We start from the raw sequence: 21,879 nt of genomic DNA, 5'->3' as shown, positions 1-21,879 counted from the left end.
CAGCCCCCAACCTCAACCCCGTCCCGGAGTTTTCATGCACGACACGTCACACAAGGCCCCCGTGTGGGCCATGCGCTACCTGCTATTTATTGCCGGCATGGGGGGATTGCTGTACGGCATAGACATCGGCATCATCGCCGGCGCCCTGCCCTACCTGGAATCGACGGCGTCCGTGGCGTGGAAACTGACGGCCCAGCAGCTGAGCTTTATCGTTGCCGCCGTGCTGCTGGGCTCCGTCCTCTCCTCGCTGTTCGCCGGCGCCCTAGCCGATATCCTCGGCCGGCGCTGGGTGATGTTCCTGGCCGGCGCCCTGTTCAGCGCCAGCATCCCGCTGATCGCGCTGGCCGACGGCTACATGCCGCTGCTGCTGGGCCGCCTGCTGCAAGGCATCAGCGGCGGCTTGATCGGCGTCGTCGTGCCCCTGTACCTGGCCGAATGCCTGCCCGCGCAGCAGCGCGGACGGGGCGCGGCCCTGTTCCAGCTGCTGCTGACCATCGGCCTGGTGGCCGCCGCCCTGATCGGCCTGCTGCAGGCGCAGACGGTGGAAACGGCCACGCAGGTGGCGCAAGCGCTGCCGGAAGCGGGCCGCATCGCCGCCATCTTCACGGCCAAGGACCACGCCTGGCGCAGCATCTTCTGGGTCTGTCTGACACCCGGCCTGGTGTTTACCATCGGCGCGCTGCTGCTGGCCGAATCGCCGCGCTGGCTGGCGCAACGGGGCCGCATTGAGCAGGCGCGCCAGTCGCTGCTGCGCACGCGCCTGCCCGCCGACGCCGACATCGAACTGCGCGAGATGCAGGATACGCCGGAAAATACGGCCAAGGCCGGCGGCAAGGCCAGGGATCCGCTGCTGAGCCGCCGCTACGTGCTGCCCTTCCTGCTCGCTTGCCTGATCCTCGCCTGCACGCAGGCGACGGGCATCAATTCCATCCTCGCCTACGTCGTCAATATCTTGAACCAGGCGGGCCTGTCGGGCGCCTCGGCCAACATGGCGGACGTGTTGTTGAAGGTGCTGAACGCCGTGATGACGGTGGTGGCCGTGCTGCTGGTGGACCGCAAGGGCCGCAAATTCCTGCTGATGCTGGGCACGGGCGGCATCGTCGTCTCGCTGCTGGCGGCCGGCCTGCTGTTCCGCGGCGCCGAAGCGCACCTGGCCGACGTGCGCCCTGCCATCGCGGCGCAGGTGCAAGCGGACAGCCTGGCCTTGCACCTCGATGCGGCCACCTTGGCGGCCCTGGGCGCGGCAACCGACGGCACGCCGCAGCAGCTGACCATCGCCTACGCCTACGGCCCGTTCACCAACGTGAAAAGCCTGCGCAGCGACGATCCCGTGCTGCGCCAGGTGACGATCGCCCGCGCGGACGCCGTGCAGGCCGACAGCGTGATCGGCGTGTTCTTCCGCAAGCTGCATCTGAACCCGTTCGCCGACCCGGCCGCCGGGCGCGAGGCGCCGCTGCGCATCGAGAAGGCCAGCCTGGGCCCCGTGCCCTCGTCCACGCACGGCTGGCTGGTGGCGGTTGCCATCTGCGTGTTCGTTTCCAGCTTTGCCGTGGGACCGGGCGTGTGCGTGTGGCTGGCCCTGTCCGAGCTGATGCCGACCCGCATCCGCTCGAACGGCATGAGCATCGCCCTGCTGGTGAACCAATTCGTCTCGACGGTGATCGCCGCCATCTTCCTGCCGACCGTGGGCTTGCACGGTTATTCGACGCTGTTCTTCTTCGGCGCCGGCTGTACCGTGCTGTACTTCCTGGCGGCGGCCTTCCTGCTGCCGGAGACCAAAGGCAAGACACTGGAAGAGATCGAGGCGCACTTTTCAAAGTAAGCCAAAGTAACCATTTGTAGCAGTCTCCTTTCCAGCCCCGGCCGCTTCCGGGGCTGTTTTTTTACCCGCAAGACAAGCTTCCGGGCTGGCGCGCACGCCAAAGTACGGTTTTCCTTCTGGAATCTTGGCCGCCTGGGCTAGAATCTGGCTGCGTCGTGCTACTCACGAGGCGGCAATGGCGCCATGACAAAAACCACCAGGAGACACAGTGAGCTTATTTAGAACCAAGAATTTGGATGACATGATTGCCCACAGCAAGAAACCAGGAGGTCTGGCCAAGGTGCTGGGGCCCTTCGACCTTGTCCTCATGGGCATCGGCGCCATCGTCGGCACGGGCATTTTCGTGCTCACCGGCACGGGCGCGCTGACGGCCGGCCCCGCCCTGTCGCTGTCGTTTGTCGTGGCGGCCGTGGCTTGCTGCTTCGCCGCCCTGTGCTACGCGGAATTTGCCTCCACCGTGCCGGTGGCCGGCTCCATCTACACCTACAGCTACGCCACCCTGGGCGAGCTGGCCGCCTGGATGATAGGCTGGGACTTGCTGCTCGAGTACGGCCTGGCCGCCGCCGCCGTCTCCGTCGGCTGGTCCGGCTACTTCCAGTCGCTGCTGTCGGGCTTTGGCATTACCCTGCCCGTCGCGCTCACCGCAGCGCCGGGCGCGCTGCCCGGCGTGACGACCTTCATCAACCTGCCGGCCCTCGTCATCATGCTGGCCCTGACGGCCATGCTGGGCTGGGGCGTGCGCGAATCGGCGCGCCTGAACAACATCATGGTGGCCATCAAGGTGGGCGTGGTGCTGCTGTTTATCATCTTCGGCGCGCGCCACGTGCAGCCGGCCAACTGGCAGCCCTACATGCCGTTCGGCTACCACGGCATGCTGAGCGCCGCCGCCCTCGTCTTCTTCGCCTTCATCGGCTTTGACGCCGTCACCTCGGCCGCAGAGGAAGTCAAGAAGCCGTCGCGCGACCTGCCCATCGGCATCATCGGCTCGCTGGCCGTGTGCGCCGTGCTGTACGTGGTGGTGTCGGCCATCATGACGGGCATCGTGCCGTACCAGAAATTCCTCGGCGTCGACCATCCCGTCTCGCTGGCCCTGCAGTATGCGGGCGAAAACTGGATCGCCGGTTTCGTCGACCTGGGCGCCATCCTCGGCATGACCACCGTGATCCTCGTGATGGCGTTTGGCCAGACGCGTATCATCTTCGCCATGTCGCGCGACGGCTTGCTGCCCAAGCGCCTGTCGACCGTGCATCCGCGCTTCCACACGCCGTTCTTCGCCACCTGGCTGGTCGGCATCGTGTTCGGCCTGATCGCCGCCGTGATCCCGCTCAACATCCTGGCTGAGCTGATCAACATTGGCACCCTGGCCGCCTTCACCATGGTGTCGGTTGCCGTGGTGGTGCTGCGCAAGAAGCGTCCCGACCTGCCGCGCGCCTTCCGCTGCCCCGGCGTGCCGTACGTGCCGGCGCTGGCCGTGATCCTGTGCGTGGGCCTGATGAGCTTCCTCAGCTGGGTCACCTGGGTGGCCTTCACCATCTGGCTGGTGATCGGCCTGGTCATCTACTTCGGCTACGCGCGCCGCCGTTCGCTGCTGCACCCGCCGCAGTAAAAAATCCCCTGCAGCGACATTTCCTGTCGCTGCCCCAGTTAAGATGGCGGTCTCGCAACCCTGCAGGCCGCCATCCATGCAACCTTCCCCCGACCTCATCGCACAGCTGGACCGGAGCACGGACCAGCTCAAGCGCGCGCGCCTGCGCAGCATGCAGTGGCTGGCCGTCGGCTTGCTGCTGCTGGCCGCGCTGGTCTTCGCCGTGGCCCGCTCGCAGCGGGACGGCCACCCCGCCTGGGGCTACGTGGAAGCGTTTGCCGAAGCGGCCATGGTGGGCGCGATCGCCGACTGGTTCGCCGTCGTCGCCCTGTTCCGCCACCCGCTGGGCATCCCCCTGTGGCATACGGCCATCATCCCGAACAGCAAAGCGGACATCGGCCGCAGCCTGGGCGCCTTCGTGGAAAACCATTTCATTACCGAACAAGGCATCGCCGAACGCATCGTGCAAGCCGACCCCGCCGCGCGCCTGGGCGCCTGGCTCGGTGACGAGACGCACGCGCGGCAGCTGGGCATGGCCGGCGCCGGTGTCGCCAGACAGCTGCTGGCGATGGCCGACCACGACAAACTGGGGCGCCTGTTGCGCGAGCAGGCCAGCAGCTACCTGGGCCAATTGAATGTGTCGGACGTGGCGGCCGACTGCATCGATGCGCTGATCGCCGACGGCAAGCCGCAGGAATTGCTGGACTTCCTGCTCGACCGCAGCGCCACCTACCTGGACGATGAGCACCACCACGCCGCCATCGGCGACTTCGTGCTGGGCGCCTTCCAGATCGAGAACGCGCTGGTGAAAAAAGCCGTGAAAGCGTATGAACCGCGCATGATCGCCTCGCTGCAGAAATTCGCCCTCGCCGTGCGCGTCGATCCCGCCCACCCGCTGCGCCAGCGCATCGCCGGCTGGATCGCCGACAGCGCGCTGCACCTGAAGGCCGACCCGCAGTGGCAAGCCACGGTGCGCCGCTACCAGCTGCAGCTGATCGCCAGCGATACGGTGCAAGCCATGCTGGGCGACGTCTGGAACCACCTCCGCACGCGCCTGCTGGCCGACCTGCACGCCGACCAGCCCGTGCTGGCGCAAGCCATTGCCGGCCTGGCGCAGAACACGGGCAAGGTGCTGGGCGCGGACCAGGCTGCGCGGACATGGCTGAACGATGCCATCGTCGCCGGCAGCGGCGCGCTGGTGCGCCGTTACCGGGGCGAGGTGGGCGCCTTCATCGCCGCACGCCTGGACCTGTGGAGCAAGGACGAAATGAGCGAGCGCATCGAACTGGCCATCGGGCGCGACCTGCAATTCATCCGCATCAACGGCACCGTCGTGGGCGGCCTGGCCGGTTTGCTGATTTATACGGCTACCCAGCTGTTTTAGGCCGCCTTCACCAGCGCGGCACGGCACTGGCCGGCGCCGCATGCGAGGGAAAATGCGGCAGCACTTCCTGCGCCAGTTCCTGCAGCACCTCCGCGGCCGGGCGCTGGCCATGCTGGATGCCCAGCGCCGCATGGTTGACGCCCGCTTCGCGCCATTCACCGAGCAAGTCGATCAAGCCCCTGCGCCCCGTGCGCAGCACATAGCCGCTGCGCACGGGCGTGCACGGGTAATCGGGGTCGTCCACCAGGTCCAGCCACTCGTTGCACATGTGCGGACGAAAGCCGCCATCGGGTATGCAGGCGCGCCAGGCGCGGATCTTGTCCGCCAGCCGGCGCGGCCCGTCCGGCGTATCCGTCGCTTCCGGATACGTCAGCCATCCATCGGCGTGGCGCCCGATCCACTCCAGCGGCTGGCCCGAGGAGCTGGTGACGACGAGGGGAATGGCGCCCGCCACGGGCTTGGGCAGCAGTTCGAGGCCCGCCAGGCTGCCCAGCGGGCCGTCGATGCTGGCGGGACCTGCCTGCAGCAGCTGGCGGAACATGTGCACGGCCTGCGCATAGCGCGCGCCGCGCGTGGCATACGGCACGCCATACGCGGGAAATTCGCTGGCCCGGTCGCCCGACGCCGTGCCCAGCACCAGGCGTCCGCCCGACAACTGGTCGATGCTGGCGGCCGCCTTGGCCAGGTCGATCGGATGGCGCAGGGTGAAAATGGCGCTGCCCGTGGCCAGGGCCAGCGAGTCCGTGCGCGCCGCCAGATACGCCAGATAGGTCCACGGGTCGAACAGCTGGCCCGCATCGCCGAAGCGCGGGTCGAACAGGGGAATGTCGCGCACCCAGGCGGCGGCAAAGCCTTGCCGGTCCATGGCGGCGACCAGGTCGGCCTGGCCCGCCAGCGCCTGCATGTCGCCCTGGTAAAAGCGCAGCGGCAGATAAATGCCGAGGGTGAGCGCGCCGGGCGCGAACATGCGGCGGTAGCCTGCATGGTGGGCAAACGCGTGCGAGGACGCGCCGCCGGTATCGATCGTCATATTGTTCCTTGATGTAGGTCAAGCGCCCGTGGCGGGCGCAGGAAGCGTGATGCCCAGCTGCACGGCCGGGCGGGCCGCCACGCGGGCGTACCAGGCGGCCACGTGGCGCCAGGCGGAAAAATCGAAGCCGACGATGCGGGCGATGTGCAGCCAGCCGAAGCTGGCGATGTCGGCGATGGAATAGTCGTCGCCGGCCAGGTAGGCGTGATCCGTCAGGCGGCCGTCCATGGTGGCCAGCGCGGCGTCGCACAAGTGGCGGAAGTGCGCCGTGGTGGACACGTTCGCGCCTGCGTCCGCGATCTCAAAGTGCACGCGCTGGCCCAGCATCGGCCCCATGCTGGCCGCGTGAAATTGCAGCCAGGTGATGGCGGCCCAGCGCAGCTGCGGCTGCGCCGGCAGCAAGCGCCCCGTCTTTTCCGCCAGGTACAGCAGGATGGCGGCCGACTCGAACACGGTGATGCCCGTGTCGTGGTCGACCAGCACGGGAATGCGCCCGTGCGGATTGAGGGTCAGGAAGGCGGGCAAGCGGTGCTCGCCCTGTTCGATGCGCACATGGCGCAATCGATAGGGCAAGCCCAGTTCGGCCAGCGCGATGGTGGCCTTGAAACCGTTGGGCGAGCTGTCGGTATAGAGCTCCATCATGACGCCGCCTCCTGGCGCGCGGCCTTGCCGGGCAGGATGGCGATGGCGCAGGCCAGGCCCGCCGCCACCAGGCAGGCGGAAACGAGGATGGCGCCGCTGTAGCCTTGCGCGGCCGTGCCGCCGCCAGCCAGCACGGCGATGCTGACCGCCACGCCCACGGCCAGGCCGACGGCCGAGCCGACTTCCTGCGTGGTCGTCAGCATGCCGCCCGCCAAGCCATGGTCCGCTTCCGGCACGCCGTCGATGCCGGCCACCGTCCAGGCGGGAAACGCCAGGCCATAGCCGATGCCGGCCAGTACGGTGCCGGGCAGGATGGAGGCGACCCACGACGCCAGCGTGGCCAGCGACGCACCCAGCATGGCCAGCCCGCCGATGAACAGCAGCATGCCGCCAACGATGACGGGCTTGGTGCCGCAGCGGGCGATCAATACCGGTCCGGCCCACGCGCTGGCCAGCGTAAAGGCGACGGCCATCGGCAGCAAGCCCAGTCCCGTGCGCGTGGCGGAAAACCCCAGCACTTCCTGCATAGCCAGCGCCACGACGACAAAGGTGGGGCCGAGGGCCGTATTGGCCAGCAGGGAGACGACATTCGCGCCGCCCGTCGAGCGGCGCAGGAAGACGGCCAGCGGCATCAGCGGCGTGGCCACGCGCCCCTCCACCCAGACGAACAGCGCCAGCAAGGCCAGCGCCAGCGCGACCAGGGCAAACGTGAGCGGATGGGCCAATCCCACATGCTCGCTATTGGCAAAGGCAAACACCAGCGTCGCCGCGCCCGACGCCACCAGCAGCGCGCCCCACACGTCGAGCGAGCCGCCAGCCGCGGCGGCATCGGGCCGGCCCTGGGGCAAGGCCGGCGACAGGGCCAGCACCAGCAAGCCGACGGGCACATTGATCCACAGCACCCAGCGCCAGCCCAGCAGGTCCGTGATGAAGCCGCCCAGTATCAGTCCCGCGACAAAGCCGCTGGCCGCCACGGCCGTCCAGGCGCCGAGCGCCCGGTTGCGCTGCGCCGGCTCGGGAAACACGGCCAGCAGCAGCGAGAACGCGGCCGGCGAAAACATGGCGGCGCCGAAGCCCTGCAGCGCGCGCGTGGCCACCAGCATGGCCGGGCTGTGCGAAAAGCCGCCCAGCAGGGAGGCGGCCGTGAACAGCAGCAGGCCCGCGATGAAGACGCGGCGGCGGCCAAACAGGTCGGCCGCGCGCCCGCCCAGCAGCAGGAAGCCGGCGATGGCCACGCCATACGCATTGATCACCCATTGCAGCCCGCCGGGCGTGAAGCCCAGGCTGTGCTGAATTTGCGGCAAGGGGATCATGGTGATGGAAAAATCGAGCAAGGCGACGAATTGCGTGGTGCACAGCAAAAGCAGGCAAAGCTGCCGATGTGAAAGTAACATGGAGATCCTATCGATATAGTTTTACTCGACGTCAAAAGAACACCGAACTCCCCTATAATGCGTTTTCCAAGAGAGAAATAGAAACGATGTTTTTTCGCGCTTAACTTTAGAAAAACTATATCGATGACGCATCCTTTACCGCTCCAGGCGCTGCGCGCCTTTGTCGAAGTGGGCCAGCGCGGCAGCATCAAGGCGGCCGCCGAAGCGCTGCACGTGACGTCGGGCGCCGTCAGCCAACAGATCCGCCTGCTGGAAGAACGGGTCGGCATGCCCCTGTTTACGCGCGAACGCCAGGGCTTGCGCCTGACCGAGGCGGGCGCCAGGGTCCACCCCGCCCTGCTGGGCGCCTTCGCGCAGATCGCCGGCGCCAGCCAGGCGCTGGAAGACATGGGCGCGCGCCAGACGCTCACCGTCAGCACGGTCGCCACCTTTGCCGCCGCGTGGCTGGTGCCGCGCCTGGGCCGCTTCAACCAGCGCCATCCCCATATCGAAGTGCGCGTGGAAGCGACATCCGCGCTGGTCGACCTGCGCCGCGACCGGGTCGACGTGGCCTTGCGCCACGGCCTGGGCGACTATCCGGGCTTGCAGGTGACGCGTTTGATGGCGCCCGTGCTGGTGCCCGTCGCCAGTCCATCCCTGATGGCGGGCCAGCCGCCCATCGCCACGCCGGCCGATTGCCTGCGCTACCCGCTGCTGCACGACACGGACCGCGCCGACTGGCCCCTGTGGCTGGCCGCGCATGGCGCGCCGGACGGCAGCGAGGATGCGGCGCGGGCGCTGCGCGGCTCGGCCTTCGAAGATGATTTTCTGTTGATACGTGCGGCCGAGGCGGGCCAGGGCCTGGCCCTGGTGCCGCAGCTGTATGCGCAGGAAGAAATCGCCGCCGGGCGCCTGGTGCAAGTGCTGGACTTGCCGTGGCCCGCGCGCTTTGCCTACTATCTGGTGACGCGGCCCGACGCAGCCACGCGCCCTGCCGTGCAGGCATTCATGGCATGGATTTGCGAGGAAGCGCAGGCCACGCGCTAGAACACATCGCCGCCGGCCGCGCACGACACCACGCCGCACGCGGTGCTGAACAGCACAGGCACGCCGGCGCGTCCCATGGCGATGCAGCTTGCGGCGGGCAGCACGGCCAACAGCAGCGCCAGGTAGGCGAGCGCCTGCAGGCGGCCCAGGGCCGGTCGCACAGCGCCCGCGGTATCGCGCGCCATGCCGCGCCTGAACGCCGTATTGCCCCTGCAGGCATCTGCCCTGCCGCTTGTCATCCAGTTCGTAAGCATGTCCCTCTCCTCGATTCCGGTTACCGGCCTGTCCCGCCGGCTTGAACGGCCTGCACGCCTGCTGCTCAGGCTGTAATGGCATTTTGCTGCATAAATTTACCAAATACAATAAATAAATCCAAAAAGAAACAATTTTTTTGGTTTGCCAGCATGCATCGTGGCGCAAAGAAATCCGCCTTGACAGAGTGTAGAATGGGGCACTGGACACTGGCACCGCCATCGAGTCCGGGTATCGCCGCATGGAAAATTCAATTTTAATTATTGCAATCAGTAAATTCGTTGGAATGCATTTCGTATATGCAACAAACGGACTTGGCCATCCCGGCGGCAGGCTGCAGGCCGCAGGCATCCGGCCAAACTTGATGTAGATCATAATTTTTTGAACAAGCTCTTGCTATCCTGTAAAAAAATGACGGGAGCCCCGGATGAACAAGATGCAGTCGAGCAATGCGGAGCAAAAGTTTGCACATGAGCGCCTGGGCAGCGCCTGGCAAGGCGTGCCGGTTCCCGGCTATCCGGAAAGCGCACCGGAAGGCGCCACGCTCGACCTGCTGCTGAACGCCTGGCTGGGCAAGTTCACGGGCGGCATTTCGCCGGCCGCGCTGAGCAACGCGTATGCCGACTGGCTCAGCCACCTGGCGCTGGCGCCATCGAAGCAGCAAACGCTGCTGCAGGAAGCGTGGAAGAAGATCGGCCGCTGGCAGCAATATGCCTGGCAATCGGCCCTGACCGGCGGCGGCGCCGAACCGCCGTGCATCGCGCCGCTGCCGCAGGACCGGCGCTTCGACGACCCGGCCTGGCAACGCTGGCCCTACAATCTCGTCTACCAGGGCTTCCTGCTGCAGCAGCAGTGGTGGCACCGCGCCACCACTGGCGTGCGCGGCGTCTCGCCGCACCACGAGGATGTCGTCACGTTCACCGTGCGCCAGTGGCTCGACATGCTGGCGCCGTCGAACTTCCTGCTGACCAATCCCGTGGTGCAGCAAGCCACCCTCGCGAGCGGCGGCGCCAGCCTGGCGCGCGGCATGGTCCACGCGGCCGACGACTGGCGGCGCGCCGCCATGGGCGCCGGCGCGGCCGGCGAAGCCACGTTCAAGGTGGGCGGGAACGTGGCCGTCACGCCGGGCAAGGTGGTCTACCGCAATGACTTGATCGAATTGATACAGTACGCGCCCGCGACAGAGAGCGTGCATGCCACGCCGCTGCTGTTCGTGCCCGCCTGGATCATGAAGTTCTATATTCTCGACCTGTCGCCGCACAATTCGCTGGTGCGCTACCTGGTGGGCCAGGGCCACACGGTGTTCATGATTTCCTGGAAAAACCCGCAGGAAGAAGACCGCGAACTGTCGCTGGAAGACTACCGCCAGCTGGGCGTGATGGATGCGCTCGACGCCGTTGCCCGCATCACGGGCGCGCCGCAGGTGCACGCGGCCGGCTACTGCCTGGGCGGCACCCTGCTGGCGATCGCCGCCGCGACGATGGCGCGCGATGGCGATGCGCGCCTGGCCAGCCTCACCATGCTGGCCTCGCAGGTGGACTTCAAGGAGCCGGGCGAACTGTCGCTGTTCATCGACGACAGCCAGGTCAGCTTCCTGGAAGCGGCCATGTGGAAGCAGGGTTACCTCGATACGAAGCAGATGGCGGGCGCCTTCCAGTTGCTGCGCTCGAACGATCTGATCTGGTCGCGCCGCTTGAACCACTACCTGCTGGGACAAGATGAACAGGACAGCGACCTGATGGCCTGGAACGGGGATGCCACGCGCATGCCCTGCCGCATGCATTCGGAATACCTGCGCCGCCTGTTCCTGCACAACGACCTGGCCGAAGGCCGCTACCGCACGGCAGGCCGCCACATCGCCCTGCCCGACATCGATGCACCGATCTTTGCCGTCGGCACCCTGACGGATCACGTGGCGCCGTGGCGCTCCGTCTACAAACTGCAGCTGCTGACCGACACGGACGTCACCTTCCTGCTCACCTCGGGCGGCCACAATGCGGGCGTCGTCTCGCCGCCGGGCCAGCCGCGCCGCAGCTACCAGCTGGCCACGCACCGCCACGACGCGCCCTATGTCGACGCGGACAGCTGGCAGCGCGACGTGCCGCACCATGACGGTTCCTGGTGGCCCGCCTGGCAAGCCTGGCTGGCGCAGCAAGCGGGCGCGCAAGTGGCGCCGCCGGCCATGGGCCCCGACCTGGGTGACGCGCCGGGCAGCTACGTGCTGCAGACCTGACAACTGACAACCGAGGAAACGCCATGCCCTACACCTCCCTGCTGGTCCACGTCGACAATTCCCGCCACTGCGCCCAGCGCATCCGCCTGGCCGTGCGCCTGGCCATCGCCGAAGGGGCGCACCTGATCGGTTCGGCCATGAGCGGCATCTCGCGCTATGCATATGGCGGCGGCGTCAACGCGCTGCAGTTTGCGCCGGCGCAGATGCAGGCGCTGCGCACCCAGGCCAGTGTAGCCTTGCACGACTTCGAGCGCATCGCGCGCGAGGAAGGCCTGGGCGCCTACGAAACGCGCTTCGTCGACGACGACGCGCAAGGCGCGCTGCTGCTGCAGGCGCGCTATTGCGACTTGCTGATCCTGGGCCAGACGGATGCGCAGGATACGCCGTCGCGCGTCATCGCCGGCACGGCCGAATACCTGATGCTCCATTGCGGCCGGCCCGTGCTGATGGTGCCGCACGCGCCCTCCGCCGCGCCGGCCGGCGCCGCGCAGCATCCGCTGCTGGCCTGGAACGGCAGCGCCGAAGCGCTGCGCGCCATCACCGATGCGCTGCCGCTGCTGCAAAAGGCGCGGCAAGTCACCCTGGCCGTCGTCAATTCGCACGCCCAGCCGGCCGCGCACGGCGAGCAGCCGGGCGCCGACCTGGCCCTGTACCTGGCGCGCCACGGCGTCAACGTCGAGGTGCTGCAGCACGACACGCCGCCGGGCCAGGACGTGGGGACGGCCCTGCTGGCCATGGCCGCGCAGCGGCGCTGCGACCTGATCGTGATGGGCTGCTACGGCCACATGCGCCTGCGCGAAGCGCTGCTGGGCGGCGTCACGCGCACGGTGCTGCAAGAGACGACGTTGCCGGTGCTGGTGTCGCACTAGCGCGGCCGCCCGTTCCTTCAGCCGACCTTCACCCGTCCCTCATCCGCGCTTCATGCGCGGCGGCGACACTGCTCATGCCCTTACCCACACCAGGAGTACAGCATGAGCAAGACACCCGGCGCCCCCGCGCATTTCCACGCCCGCAGGCACTTTCTGTCGGGGATGACGGCGCTGGCCGGCCTCGCCGCATGCGGCGGCAGTTCGCTGCCGCGCGCACCCGGCGTGACGGACCGGCAGATCGGCGTCGCCCCCGGCGTCAGCCTGCACGTGCGCGACTGGCCATCGGCACGGGGCGGCAGCGACGACGTGATCGTGCTGCTGGCCGGCCTGGGCGCCAATGCGCATGCGTTCGACAGCCTGGCGCCCGCGCTGGCGCGCCGCCACCGCGTGCTGGCCATCACGCGGCGCGGCTACGGTTCATCGAGCAAGCCAACGCCCGCCAGCGACGCCAGCTACTCTCCCGCCACCCTCGTGGCCGACCTGCTGGCCGTGCTGGACGCACTGAAGGTTCAACGCATCATCCTGGCCGGCCACTCCATCGCCGGCAACGAGCTGACCCTGTTCGCCGGCAGCCACCCGCGGCGCGTACGGGGCCTCGCCTACCTGGACACGACCTTCGATTACCTGGCCAGCGGCGGCTATGAAGAACCCGCACCGACGCCCTACGATGAACCGCCGCCCGGCCCGGCCGACCTGGCATCGCTGGACGCCTTGATCGCCTATGCCAGACGGATCAACAAGCAATGGTGGCCCGCGCTGGAAGCGAACTGGCGCGATGCGCTGGAAGTGCTGCCCGACGGTTCGGTGCGGCCGAACACGCCGCCCGCCATCGCCAGGGCCATGGACGTGGCGGCGCACAATTTTTCGCCCGACTACCGCCGCGTGCGCGTGCCGGCGCTGGTCGTCACCGTCGATCCCGGCACCTTGCGCAACCTGTTTCCATGGCTGCTGCAAGCCGATCCCGCCACCCGGGCCGCCGCGCAGGAAGTACTCGACTTTATCCGGCCCCTGCGCCTGGCTGACGGCGAGCGCCTGGCCGCCGCCCTGCCCGGCAGCAGCCACCTGGTAATGCGCAACGGCTTCCACAGCGATTTCTTCATCGAGTACGAGAGCACGGTGGTCGATGCCATCGAGGCCATGCGCTGGGAAGGTCTACAATAGGCGTGCAGCCAGCCGCCGCGCAGTGCCTTTTCGAACACGGCGCGGTCTTCTCCGTTTCCCTTGTCCCAAGGAGTTCCGCATGAGCAAGCAAGCCACCATCGTCCTCGTCCACGGTTTCTGGGGCGGCGCCGCCCACTGGAGCCGCGTCATCGTCGAATTGCGGCGCCACGGCCACACGGCCATCCGCGCCGTCGAACTGCCCTTGACGTCGCTGGCCGACGACGCCGAGCGCACACGCAAGATGGTGGCGCAGGTCGATGGTCCTGTGTTGCTGGTGGGACACTCCTACGGCGGCGCCGTCATCAGCGTGGCCGGCAATGCGCCGAATGTGGCGGGCCTCGTGTACATCGCCGCCTTTGCCCCCGACGCGGGCGAAAGCCCGGGCAGCATCACGCAGGAACACCCGCCCCTGGGCGCGGCCAGCCTGGAAGGCGACAGCGACGGCTATCTGTGGGTCAAGCCCGAGCAATACCATGACAGCTTTTGCCAGGACCTCGACGCGGAAGAAGGCGCCGTGCTGGGCGTGGTGCAGAAAGCGCCGCTGGCCAGCACCTTCGGCGACACCGTCAGCGACCCGGCCTGGAAACATAAGCCCAGCTGGTACCAGGTGTCCAGTGCCGACCGCATGATTTCCCCCGTCAACCAGGAGCGCATGGCGGCGCGCCTGCAAGCGCGCAAAGTCATCACCCTGAACGCCAGCCACGCGTCGCTGGCCTCGCGCCCCGTGGAAGTGGCGGCGCTGATACTGGAGGCGGCAAGCGCGCTGGCCGCAGCGTAAGCTTGCCGGCTACAGCCAGCCTTCGCGCTTCAGGCGGCGGTGCAGCCACCAGCAGCCGGCGATGATGACGACGATCACGGCCGGATAGCTGCCGCGCCACTTCAGCTCCGGCATGAATTCGAAGTTCATGCCGTACAGGCTGAAGACCATGGTGGGCACGGCCAGGATGGCGGCCCAGGCGGCCAGGCGCTTGACGACCTCGTTCTGGCGGATGGAAATTTGCCCCAGCGCCACCTGCATGGCCGAATTGACCAGCTCGCGCATCTGCCCCGCCGTATGCGTGACCCGTTTGACGTGATCGAGAATGTCGCGGTAATAGATGCGGTTTTCCTTGGGCACGATATCGCCATGGAAACGGATCAGCTGGGTGCAGATGTCATGCAGGGGATTGACGGCCGCGTCGAGCTTCAGCAGTTCCGTCTTGAGCTGGTAGAAATCCTGCAGCTTGTCTTCGCTCAAACTGGGCTTGAACAGCTGCAGTTCATGGTGCTGGAAGCGGGCCTGCAGATGGTCGATGCACGGCTGGTACTGGTCGACGATGAAATCGATGATGGAATACAGCACGTAGCCGGGACCGCTGGCCAGCTTCTCGGGCATGCTTTCCTTGCGTTCGCGCAACTTCGCATAGCCGGCCGAAGCGCCGTGGCGCACCGTGATGATGAAGCGGGGACCGAGAAAGACATGGGTTTCGCCGTAGACGATGGCCTCGCCATCCAGGGTGGCCGTGTGCATCACCATGAACAGGGTGTCGCCGTACTCTTCCAGCTTGGGGCGCTCGTGCGCGCCCTGCGCATCCTCGACGGCCAGTTCGTGCAGGCCGAAGGCCGCTTGCAGCGCGTGCATGGCCGTGACGTCGGGGCTGGCCAGGCCGATCCACACGAAACAATCGGGGTCGCCGAGGAAGTCGCCCACCTTGTCGATATCAAAGTGCGCGATCTTCTTGCCGTCGCGATACGCTTCGCAATTGACGACGGCGGCGTGGGTACTCAGGTCCATGGTGTTTTTCGGCCAGGGGCAACAATATTGGGGGGCCAGTATAGCGGAAAGCGCATGATTGCCATGCCAATCCGGCTACCGCATTGACATTCGGGCACGTCAATGTAAAATGAGAACCATTCGCATTTAAGAAGAGCCTGCATGCGCCAGCGGCACGGGACTTCCGCGCCAACCTGGAGTGTGCTGTGACGTATGCCGTATCGCCTGCCGCCGATTCTCAAAGCCCCATGTCATTGAGTCAGCTGTATGGCCAGCACCATCCGTGGCTGTTGCGCTGGCTGCGCGGCAAATTGTCCTGTACGGATCACGCGGCCGACCTGGCGCAGGATACCTTCATCAAGCTGCTGGCCACGCCCGGCGAGCGCGCCGTCACCCTGCGCGAGCCGCGCGCCTACCTGACCACCGTGGCGCGCCGCCTGCTGATCGACCATTACCGCCGCCAGTCGCTGGAGCAGGCCTGGCTGGCCACCCTGGCGCAGCTGCCCGCCCCCGTCACGCCGTCGGCGGAAGACCGCTTGCTCATCCTGGAAACCCTGCACCAGATCGACGCCATGCTCGACGGCCTGGGGGCGAAAGTGCGCACGGCCTTCCTGCTGTCGCAGCTGGAAGGCATGGCGTATGCGGACATCGCCACGCGCCTGAAGGTGAGCGAGCGCACCGTCAAGCGCTACATGGTGCAGGCGTTCGAACAATGCATCCTGCTGCTGGCCTGACATGAGCGCGGCCCTCGATGCGCGCGCCGCGCGCGAAGCGGCGCACTGGATGATGCGCCTGCAAGGCGGCGAACTCGACGCTGCCGCGCAGCAGGGGCTGGCCCGCTGGCGCGCCGCCCACCCCGACCATGAAACGGCGTGGCAGCGGGCCGAGCAAGTGTGCCGCACCTTCGGCATGCTGCCCCCGCCGCTGGCCATGCCCTTGTCCAGGCAAGTGCTGGACCGCCCGTCCGGCGCGCAGCGCCGCGCCATCCTGAAGACCCTGGCCGTGCTGATCGTCGCCGGCCCAGCCGGCTGGGCCATGCTGCGCGTGGCGCCATGGCAGGCATGGACGGCCGAGCTGCGCACGGCGACAGGCGAAATCCGCCACCTCACCTTGGCCGACGGCAGCGGCCTGAGCCTGAATACGGCCAGTGCCGCCGATGTCGCCTTCGGCGCATCCCTGCGCCTGGTGCAGCTGCGCGGCGGAGAGATACACGTGGCGACCAGCCCCGATCCCCTCGGGCGTCCCTTCATCGTGCGCACCAGCAACGGCAGCATCCGCGCCCTGGGCACGCGCTTCACGGTGCGCCAGGACGACAGCCTGCTGGGCGCGCGCAGCCACGTGGCCGTCTCGCAGGGCGCCGTGGAAGTGCGGCCCGCCGAAGGCCGGCCCGTCACCGTGCAGGCGGGCTGGCAAGCCAGTTTCGATGACACGGCCGCCGGCGCGCCGCAGCCGCTGGCGCCGCACGCAGCGGCCTGGCTCAAGGGCTTGCTGTACGCGGACGACACGCCGCTGGACCAGGTGCTGGCGCAGCTGGCCCGCTACCGCCACGGCGTGGTGCGCTGCGATCCGGCCGTGGCGCGGCTGCGCGTGTCGGGCGTGTACCAGCTGCGCGACACGGACGCCCTGCTGGCCCTGCTGCAAGCGTCGCTGCCCATCCGCGTACGGCGCCACAGCCGTTGGTGGATTTCTGTCGGGCCCGCATAAAAATTTTTGAGAACAATGTCCCTTTCCGTCATGTGCCCCGTCAATCCACACAGGACCAACACATGAACGAAGGGAAACAAGCAATGAAGCACTACCGCCACACCAGCATCACCCTGGCCCTGCTGGGCAGCCTGGCCTTGACCGCGCCCGCATCCGCCCAGCAGCAACCGCAGCAGGCGCCCGCGCGCCACTACCAGGTAGCCGCCGGCCCCCTCGGCGCCGTCCTGTCCGCGTTTGCGGCCGACGCCGGGGTCAGCATTTCCGGCGCCGCCGGCCTGTATGCGGGCTTGAACAGCCGCGGCTTGAACGGCAACTACCAAGTGGCCGACGGTTTCGCCCGCCTGCTCGATGGCAGCGGCCTATACGCTGTCGACCAGGGCGGCGGCCACTACGCCGTACGCAAGCTGCCCTCGGCGGCCGACGCGGCCACCCTGCCCGGTATCGCCGTGCGCGCCACGGCCGAGCGCAGCACGAGCACGGAAGGCTCGGGCTCGTACACGACGCCGGCCACGGCCAGCGCCACGGGCCTGGTGCTGTCGCTGCGCGAGACGCCGCAATCGGTCAGCGTCATCACGCGCCAGCGCATGGACGACCAGGACTTGCTGACGGTGCGCGACGTGCTGCGCAACACGCCCGGCATCGCCGTCAACCAGTTCGACACGGAACGCAGCACCTTTTCCGCGCGCGGCTTCGACGTCGACAATTTCCAGTACGACGGCGTGCCCACCACCTATAAGGTGCAGTATTCGGGCGGCGAATCGGAAATGGATTCGCTGATCTACGACCGCGTGGAAGTGACGCGGGGCGCCACGGGCTTGCTGACGGGCGCCGGCTACCCGTCCGCCTCGATCAACCTGGTGCGCAAGCGGGCCAGCGCCAGGCAATTCGAAGGGCAATGGTCGCTGGCGGCCGGCTCGTGGAGCGATTACCGGGGCACGCTCGACCTGGCTGCGCCGTTGAATGCCGACGGCTCCGTGCGCGGCCGCGTGGCAGGCGCCTGGCAGGACCGCAAGTCGTTTACCAATGGCTATTCGAACCAGCGCCAGCTCGTCTACGCCACCGTCGAAGCGGACCTGGCGCCCGGCACCGTGGCCATGCTGGGTGCCAGCTACCAGAAGAACGACCCGAAAGGCAGCAACTGGGGCGGCTTCCCCCTGTGGTACAGCGACGGCACGCGCACGAATTTCGACCGTTCCGTCACGACGGCGCCCCGCTGGGCCGCCTGGGCCACGGAACAGACGAATGTGCACGCCACCGTGGAACACGCGCTGGGCCAGGGCTGGAAAGCGCAGGCGCAAGCCATGTACAGCAAGCACACGGAAGACACGCCGCTGGTGTTCCTGGCCGAACGGCCCGATAGAATCACGGGCCTGGGCATGCTCGGCTATCCGAACCGCTACATCGGCGCGCGCGACCAGATCAGCGCCGACATGAAGCTGTCCGGCCCGTTTACCCTGGGCGGACGCCAGCATGAAGTCATCGTCGGGGCCAACTACACGGTGCAGCACGCCGAGTTCAGCGTCAAGGAAGCGCTCGACCCTGAACCGATCGGCAATTTCCTCGCCTGGGATGGCAGCTACCCGCAGCCGGCCTGGGGCGAACTCGTGCTGTCGGAAAAATACACGACCAAACAATATGGCGCGTATGGCGCAGCGCGCCTGAATCTTGCCGAGCACACCAAGCTGATACTCGGCGGGCGCTTGAGCCGCTGGGACAAGGACCGCATCGGCTTTGACGGCAGCGCCCGCTTTGCCTTCGCCAAGAGCAAATTCGTGCCCTACGCGGGCGTGGTGGTGGACCTGAACGACACCTATTCGATGTATGCCAGCTACACGGACATCTTCCGCCCGCAGGAAAACCAGGACCGCACGGGCGCCTGGCTGGACCCGCTGACGGGGCAAAGCATGGAAGTGGGCTTGAAGGGAGAACTGGCCGGGGGCCGGGCCAACGGTTCCATCGGCATCTTTGAAATCAAACAGGATCAGCTGGCCCAGCCGGACGGCGCGCATAGGATTCCCGGCACCACCACGCAGGCGTACTACGCGGCGCGCGGCGCCACCAGCCGCGGCATCGAGGGGGAATTGTCTGGCCGCTTGGCGCCGGACTGGAACGTGACGGCCAGCGCCAGCCACTTCCGCGCCAGGGACCGCGAGCAACAGGATATCAACACCCTGTCGCCCCGCTCGACGGCGCGCCTGTTCACCACCTGGAAGGTAAAGCCCGACCTCACCGTGGGCGGCGGCGTCAACTGGCAAAGCAAGTTCTACTTTGACGACGAAGGCCCGAACGGCAAGGAAAGAGTGACGCAGGAAGCCTACAGCACAGTCAGCCTGATGGCCACGTACCAGCTGTCGCGCCAGTTGACGGCCCAGCTGAACGTGGAAAACGCGCTGGACAAGAAGTACATCAACATCAACACCTACGCGCAAGGCACGTATGGCGTGCCGCGCAGCGTGCGGGGGACGTTGACGTACCGGTTCTGACGAGACGCGGCGCTACCCCGTCGAAATGACCATGTTCAAGGCGCGCCGCAATTCCTTCAGCCGGGGCGGCTTGCCCAGCACGCAGTTGACGTACTCCGGGTAGTCGCTGTCGGCCGCCAGGCGCTGGCCCCAGCCCGTGAGCATGATGATGGGCGTGGCCGGCGAATGCTGGCGCACGGCGCTGGCCACCTTGCGCCCGTCCACGTGGGGCATGCCGAGGTCCGTGATGACCACCGCGAAATGCTCGCCCCTGTCGCAGGCGACCAGGAAGCAGTCGATGCCGGCCTGGCCGCCATCGGCGGACACCACGTCGTGGCCGTCGATTTCCAGGATGTCGCGCAGGGACTTGAGCACCATCGGGTCGTCGTCCACCACGAGGATGCGCAGGCGCGGCGGCACGGCGTGGGCCGTGTCGGGCACTTCGATCCCCTCGCCTTCCGCGCAGGCGGGAAACGCCAGGCGCACCGCCGTGCCCTGCCCCGGCGCCGTGACGATGTCGATGCCGGCCCCATGGCGCTCCATCATGCCGTACACCATGGCCAGGCCCAGGCCCGTGCCCCGCTCGCCCTTGGTGGTAAAAAACGGCTCCAGGCAGCGGCGGCGGGTATTTTCGTCCATGCCGATGCCCGTATCGCCCACTTCGACCTGCACCTGCCGTACCCCGGCCTGGCCCGGCCCGGCGATGCAGGCCGTGCGCACGGTCAGGGTGCCGCCTTCCGGCATGGCGTCGACGGCGTTGAAGACCAGGTTCGTCAGCGCTTCGCGGATTTCGCCCACGCTGCCGGGCAGCATGGGCAACCCGTCCGCCAGCTCCATGCGCAGGGCGATGACGATGCCGCGCTGCTGCGGCATGTCGCTCCAGCGCGCGCGCGTCAAGTCCAGCACCTGCTGCACCACCAGGTTGACATTGATGGGCGACAGCGCCAGTTGCGGTTCGCGCTGGCGGTAAAATTCGCGCATGCGCGCCACCGTGGCGGCCACGTCGTCGATGGCCCGTTCGATGACTTCCAGGCAATGCCGGCCCTGCGGACTGAGATTGGTTTCCGTCTCCAGCAAGGACTCGGTGTACAGGGCCACGGGGGAAATGGCGTTATTGATATCGTGTGCGATGCCGCTGGCCATCTGCCCCAGCGCGCGCAGGCGCTCCTGCTGCATTACCGACTGCTGGGTCTGGCGCAAATCGTCATACGCGCGCTGCAGCGCGCCATAGAGCTGCGCCTGGTTGGCGGCCAGCGCCACATGCTCGCTCAGCTGGCTGAGGAATTCGCATTCGCCGCTGGTGAAACTGTGCGCGGCACGGCGCGCCACGATCAGGATGCCGAAGACCGTGTTTTCAGCCAGCAGCGGCGCCATGACGAGGGCGCGCAGCCCCCCTTGCGCCAGCCGCTGCGGAAACGGAAACGCCACATCGGCGATGTCGGCTTCATACACGAGCTTGCCGCGCACGCAGCTCGACAGGCCATTTTCATCGATGGGAATGTGCGCGTGTTCGCTCATCATGAAGGACTGCGCCAGCGCCTCGCTGCGCACGCCCACGCACGTCACCTGCAGCGCGTGCTGCGACGGCTCATACAGGCAGATGCAGCTGAAATCGATGGGCAGCTGCTCTTCCAGGCTGCGCACCACCACCTGGAAGATGCTGCGCAAGTCCTGCCGCTCGCCGATCGAGCGCGTGATCTGCTGCAGCAGGTTCAGGCGCTCGAGCTGTTCATGCACCTTACGCTCGGCCAGCTGGCGTTCGGCGATCTGCGTTTCCAGGGCTGCATTCGTGTGCGCCAGCTCGTCGCGCGAGACGGTGGTGCGGCGCAGCTTTTCCGTCATGCCGTCGAAGGCGCGCGCCAGGTCGCCGATTTCATTCTTGGTGTGCACGCCGAGCGCAAAATCGAGCTTACCGGCGCCGACGATCAGGGTACCCTGGCGCAGCTTTTCCAGCGGTCCCGTGACGCTGGTCATGGTGAAGTAGATCAAGCCGGCCACCAGCGCGATGATCATGCCGCCAAACAGCATCACGGCCACGTTGGCTTGCTGCTGCGCCTCCAGCACGCCTTGCCGGCTCAATTCGGACAGCCGCATCGCATCCGAAATCATGCCCTGCACCTTGCCCATGATCTGGCCCGACAGCCGCGCTTCCAGCTCGCCCAGCACCTCGCGCCGCTGCGGGTCCTGCCCCAGCTCGCGGTGATTCGCGACAAACAGCTCGAACAGGCCGCCCACGCCGGCCAGGTCGCCCTGCAATTCGCGCAGCAGCTTGCGCTCTTCGTCGCCGTTGAAGGCGGGCGTGGCCAGCAGCCCCGTGGACAGCGACTCGCTGCGCAGCTGCCACTGGGCGCGCGTGCGCGCACCGTGGTGCAGCGCATACTCGATCGACAGGTAGCGCAGCGACGTGACGGCTTGCAGGATATCGGCCGCCGCCTTGTTCTTCGCCAGTTCGCGCTGCATCGCCATGGTGGTGGAGAACAGCACGGCGACGATGATGGCCACCAGCACCACGCAAAACAATTGGGCCAGCTTGAAGCGCGTGACGATTTTCACGGTGGCCCT

At 67.3% G+C, this 21,879-nt stretch carries 17 protein-coding genes; 11 read left to right on the top strand and 6 right to left on the bottom strand.

Annotated features, from left to right (window positions below):
* Window positions 1-34 precede the first annotated feature (34 nt).
* From O3300_RS01275 to O3300_RS01265, 3 genes are all read left to right on the top strand, one after another.
* Window positions 35-1,822: an MFS transporter gene (locus tag O3300_RS01275; protein WP_305051736.1), complete on the top strand. Its 1,788-nt coding sequence runs from the start codon at window positions 35-37 to the stop codon at window positions 1,820-1,822.
* 208 nt (window positions 1,823-2,030) lie between these two features.
* Window positions 2,031-3,428 carry an amino acid permease gene (locus O3300_RS01270; protein WP_305051735.1) on the top strand — a complete coding sequence of 466 codons (1,398 nt, stop codon included), beginning with the start codon at window positions 2,031-2,033 and terminating at the stop codon, window positions 3,426-3,428.
* A 76-nt stretch (window positions 3,429-3,504) separates the two neighbouring features.
* Window positions 3,505-4,791: a DUF445 domain-containing protein gene (locus tag O3300_RS01265; protein WP_305051734.1), complete on the top strand. Its 1,287-nt coding sequence runs from the start codon at window positions 3,505-3,507 to the stop codon at window positions 4,789-4,791.
* A gap of 7 nt (window positions 4,792-4,798) precedes the next feature.
* On the opposite strand, the gene O3300_RS01260 is transcribed toward O3300_RS01265, so the two are convergent.
* From O3300_RS01260 to O3300_RS01250, 3 genes are read right to left on the bottom strand one after another with little or no spacing between them, the layout of a single operon-like run.
* The gene (locus O3300_RS01260; RefSeq protein WP_305051733.1) at window positions 4,799-5,821 is read right to left on the bottom strand and encodes an LLM class oxidoreductase; all 1,023 of its coding nucleotides are present in this window, start codon (window positions 5,819-5,821) and stop codon (window positions 4,799-4,801) included.
* 18 nt (window positions 5,822-5,839) lie between these two features.
* Window positions 5,840-6,463 carry a glutathione S-transferase family protein gene (locus O3300_RS01255; RefSeq protein ID WP_305051732.1) on the bottom strand — a complete coding sequence of 208 codons (624 nt, stop codon included), beginning with the start codon at window positions 6,461-6,463 and terminating at the stop codon, window positions 5,840-5,842.
* On the bottom strand, window positions 6,460-7,857 hold the full coding sequence (locus O3300_RS01250) for an MFS transporter (RefSeq protein ID WP_305051731.1): 1,398 nt from the start codon (window positions 7,855-7,857) through the stop codon (window positions 6,460-6,462). Before O3300_RS01250 ends, O3300_RS01255 begins: the two co-directional genes overlap by 4 nt.
* 123 nt (window positions 7,858-7,980) lie before the next feature.
* Here O3300_RS01250 and gcvA point away from each other — a divergent pair, with 123 nt between their 5' ends.
* The gene (gcvA, locus tag O3300_RS01245; protein ID WP_305051730.1) at window positions 7,981-8,883 is read left to right on the top strand and encodes a transcriptional regulator GcvA; all 903 of its coding nucleotides are present in this window, start codon (window positions 7,981-7,983) and stop codon (window positions 8,881-8,883) included.
* Here gcvA and O3300_RS01240 read toward each other — a convergent pair.
* Window positions 8,880-9,137 (bottom strand): hypothetical protein, encoded by a 258-nt coding sequence (locus tag O3300_RS01240; protein WP_305051729.1) that lies wholly within the window; start codon window positions 9,135-9,137, stop codon window positions 8,880-8,882. The genes gcvA and O3300_RS01240 overlap by 4 nt on opposite strands.
* 434 nt (window positions 9,138-9,571) lie before the next feature.
* Here O3300_RS01240 and O3300_RS01235 point away from each other — a divergent pair, with 434 nt between their 5' ends.
* From O3300_RS01235 to O3300_RS01220, 4 genes are all read left to right on the top strand, one after another.
* Window positions 9,572-11,368: a PHA/PHB synthase family protein gene (locus tag O3300_RS01235; protein ID WP_369812279.1), complete on the top strand. Its 1,797-nt coding sequence runs from the start codon at window positions 9,572-9,574 to the stop codon at window positions 11,366-11,368.
* 23 nt (window positions 11,369-11,391) lie between these two features.
* On the top strand, window positions 11,392-12,237 hold the full coding sequence (locus tag O3300_RS01230; RefSeq protein WP_305051727.1) for a universal stress protein: 846 nt from the start codon (window positions 11,392-11,394) through the stop codon (window positions 12,235-12,237).
* A 102-nt stretch (window positions 12,238-12,339) separates the two neighbouring features.
* On the top strand, window positions 12,340-13,398 hold the full coding sequence (locus O3300_RS01225; RefSeq protein ID WP_305051726.1) for an alpha/beta fold hydrolase: 1,059 nt from the start codon (window positions 12,340-12,342) through the stop codon (window positions 13,396-13,398).
* A gap of 79 nt (window positions 13,399-13,477) precedes the next feature.
* Window positions 13,478-14,176 (top strand): alpha/beta hydrolase, encoded by a 699-nt coding sequence (locus O3300_RS01220; protein ID WP_305051725.1) that lies wholly within the window; start codon window positions 13,478-13,480, stop codon window positions 14,174-14,176.
* A gap of 9 nt (window positions 14,177-14,185) precedes the next feature.
* Here the strand turns inward: O3300_RS01220 and O3300_RS01215 are convergent, their stop codons facing one another.
* Window positions 14,186-15,172 carry a magnesium and cobalt transport protein CorA gene (locus O3300_RS01215; protein WP_099664247.1) on the bottom strand — a complete coding sequence of 329 codons (987 nt, stop codon included), beginning with the start codon at window positions 15,170-15,172 and terminating at the stop codon, window positions 14,186-14,188.
* Between the two features lie 185 nt (window positions 15,173-15,357).
* Between O3300_RS01215 and O3300_RS01210 the strand changes: the two genes are divergently transcribed.
* The 3 genes from O3300_RS01210 to O3300_RS01200 all read left to right on the top strand — a co-directional run bounded on the left by O3300_RS01210 (window position 15,358) and on the right by O3300_RS01200 (window position 19,338).
* Window positions 15,358-15,885 carry a sigma-70 family RNA polymerase sigma factor gene (locus O3300_RS01210; RefSeq protein WP_305051724.1) on the top strand — a complete coding sequence of 176 codons (528 nt, stop codon included), beginning with the start codon at window positions 15,358-15,360 and terminating at the stop codon, window positions 15,883-15,885.
* A gap of 1 nt (window position 15,886) precedes the next feature.
* Window positions 15,887-16,855, top strand: a complete 969-nt coding sequence (locus O3300_RS01205; protein WP_305051723.1) for a FecR domain-containing protein — start codon at window positions 15,887-15,889, stop codon at window positions 16,853-16,855.
* Between the two features lie 62 nt (window positions 16,856-16,917).
* On the top strand, window positions 16,918-19,338 hold the full coding sequence (locus O3300_RS01200) for a TonB-dependent receptor (protein ID WP_305051722.1): 2,421 nt from the start codon (window positions 16,918-16,920) through the stop codon (window positions 19,336-19,338).
* A gap of 12 nt (window positions 19,339-19,350) precedes the next feature.
* Here the strand turns inward: O3300_RS01200 and O3300_RS01195 are convergent, their stop codons facing one another.
* Window positions 19,351-21,870 (bottom strand): ATP-binding protein, encoded by a 2,520-nt coding sequence (locus tag O3300_RS01195; protein WP_305051721.1) that lies wholly within the window; start codon window positions 21,868-21,870, stop codon window positions 19,351-19,353.
* Window positions 21,871-21,879 lie beyond the last annotated feature (9 nt).

This window comes from Janthinobacterium sp. SUN206, assembly GCF_030587305.1.
Classification (GTDB): domain Bacteria; phylum Pseudomonadota; class Gammaproteobacteria; order Burkholderiales; family Burkholderiaceae_D; genus Janthinobacterium; species Janthinobacterium kumbetense.
The sequence above is the reverse complement of the archived record's forward strand: the minus strand, read 5'-3'. Positions and strand labels throughout refer to the sequence as shown.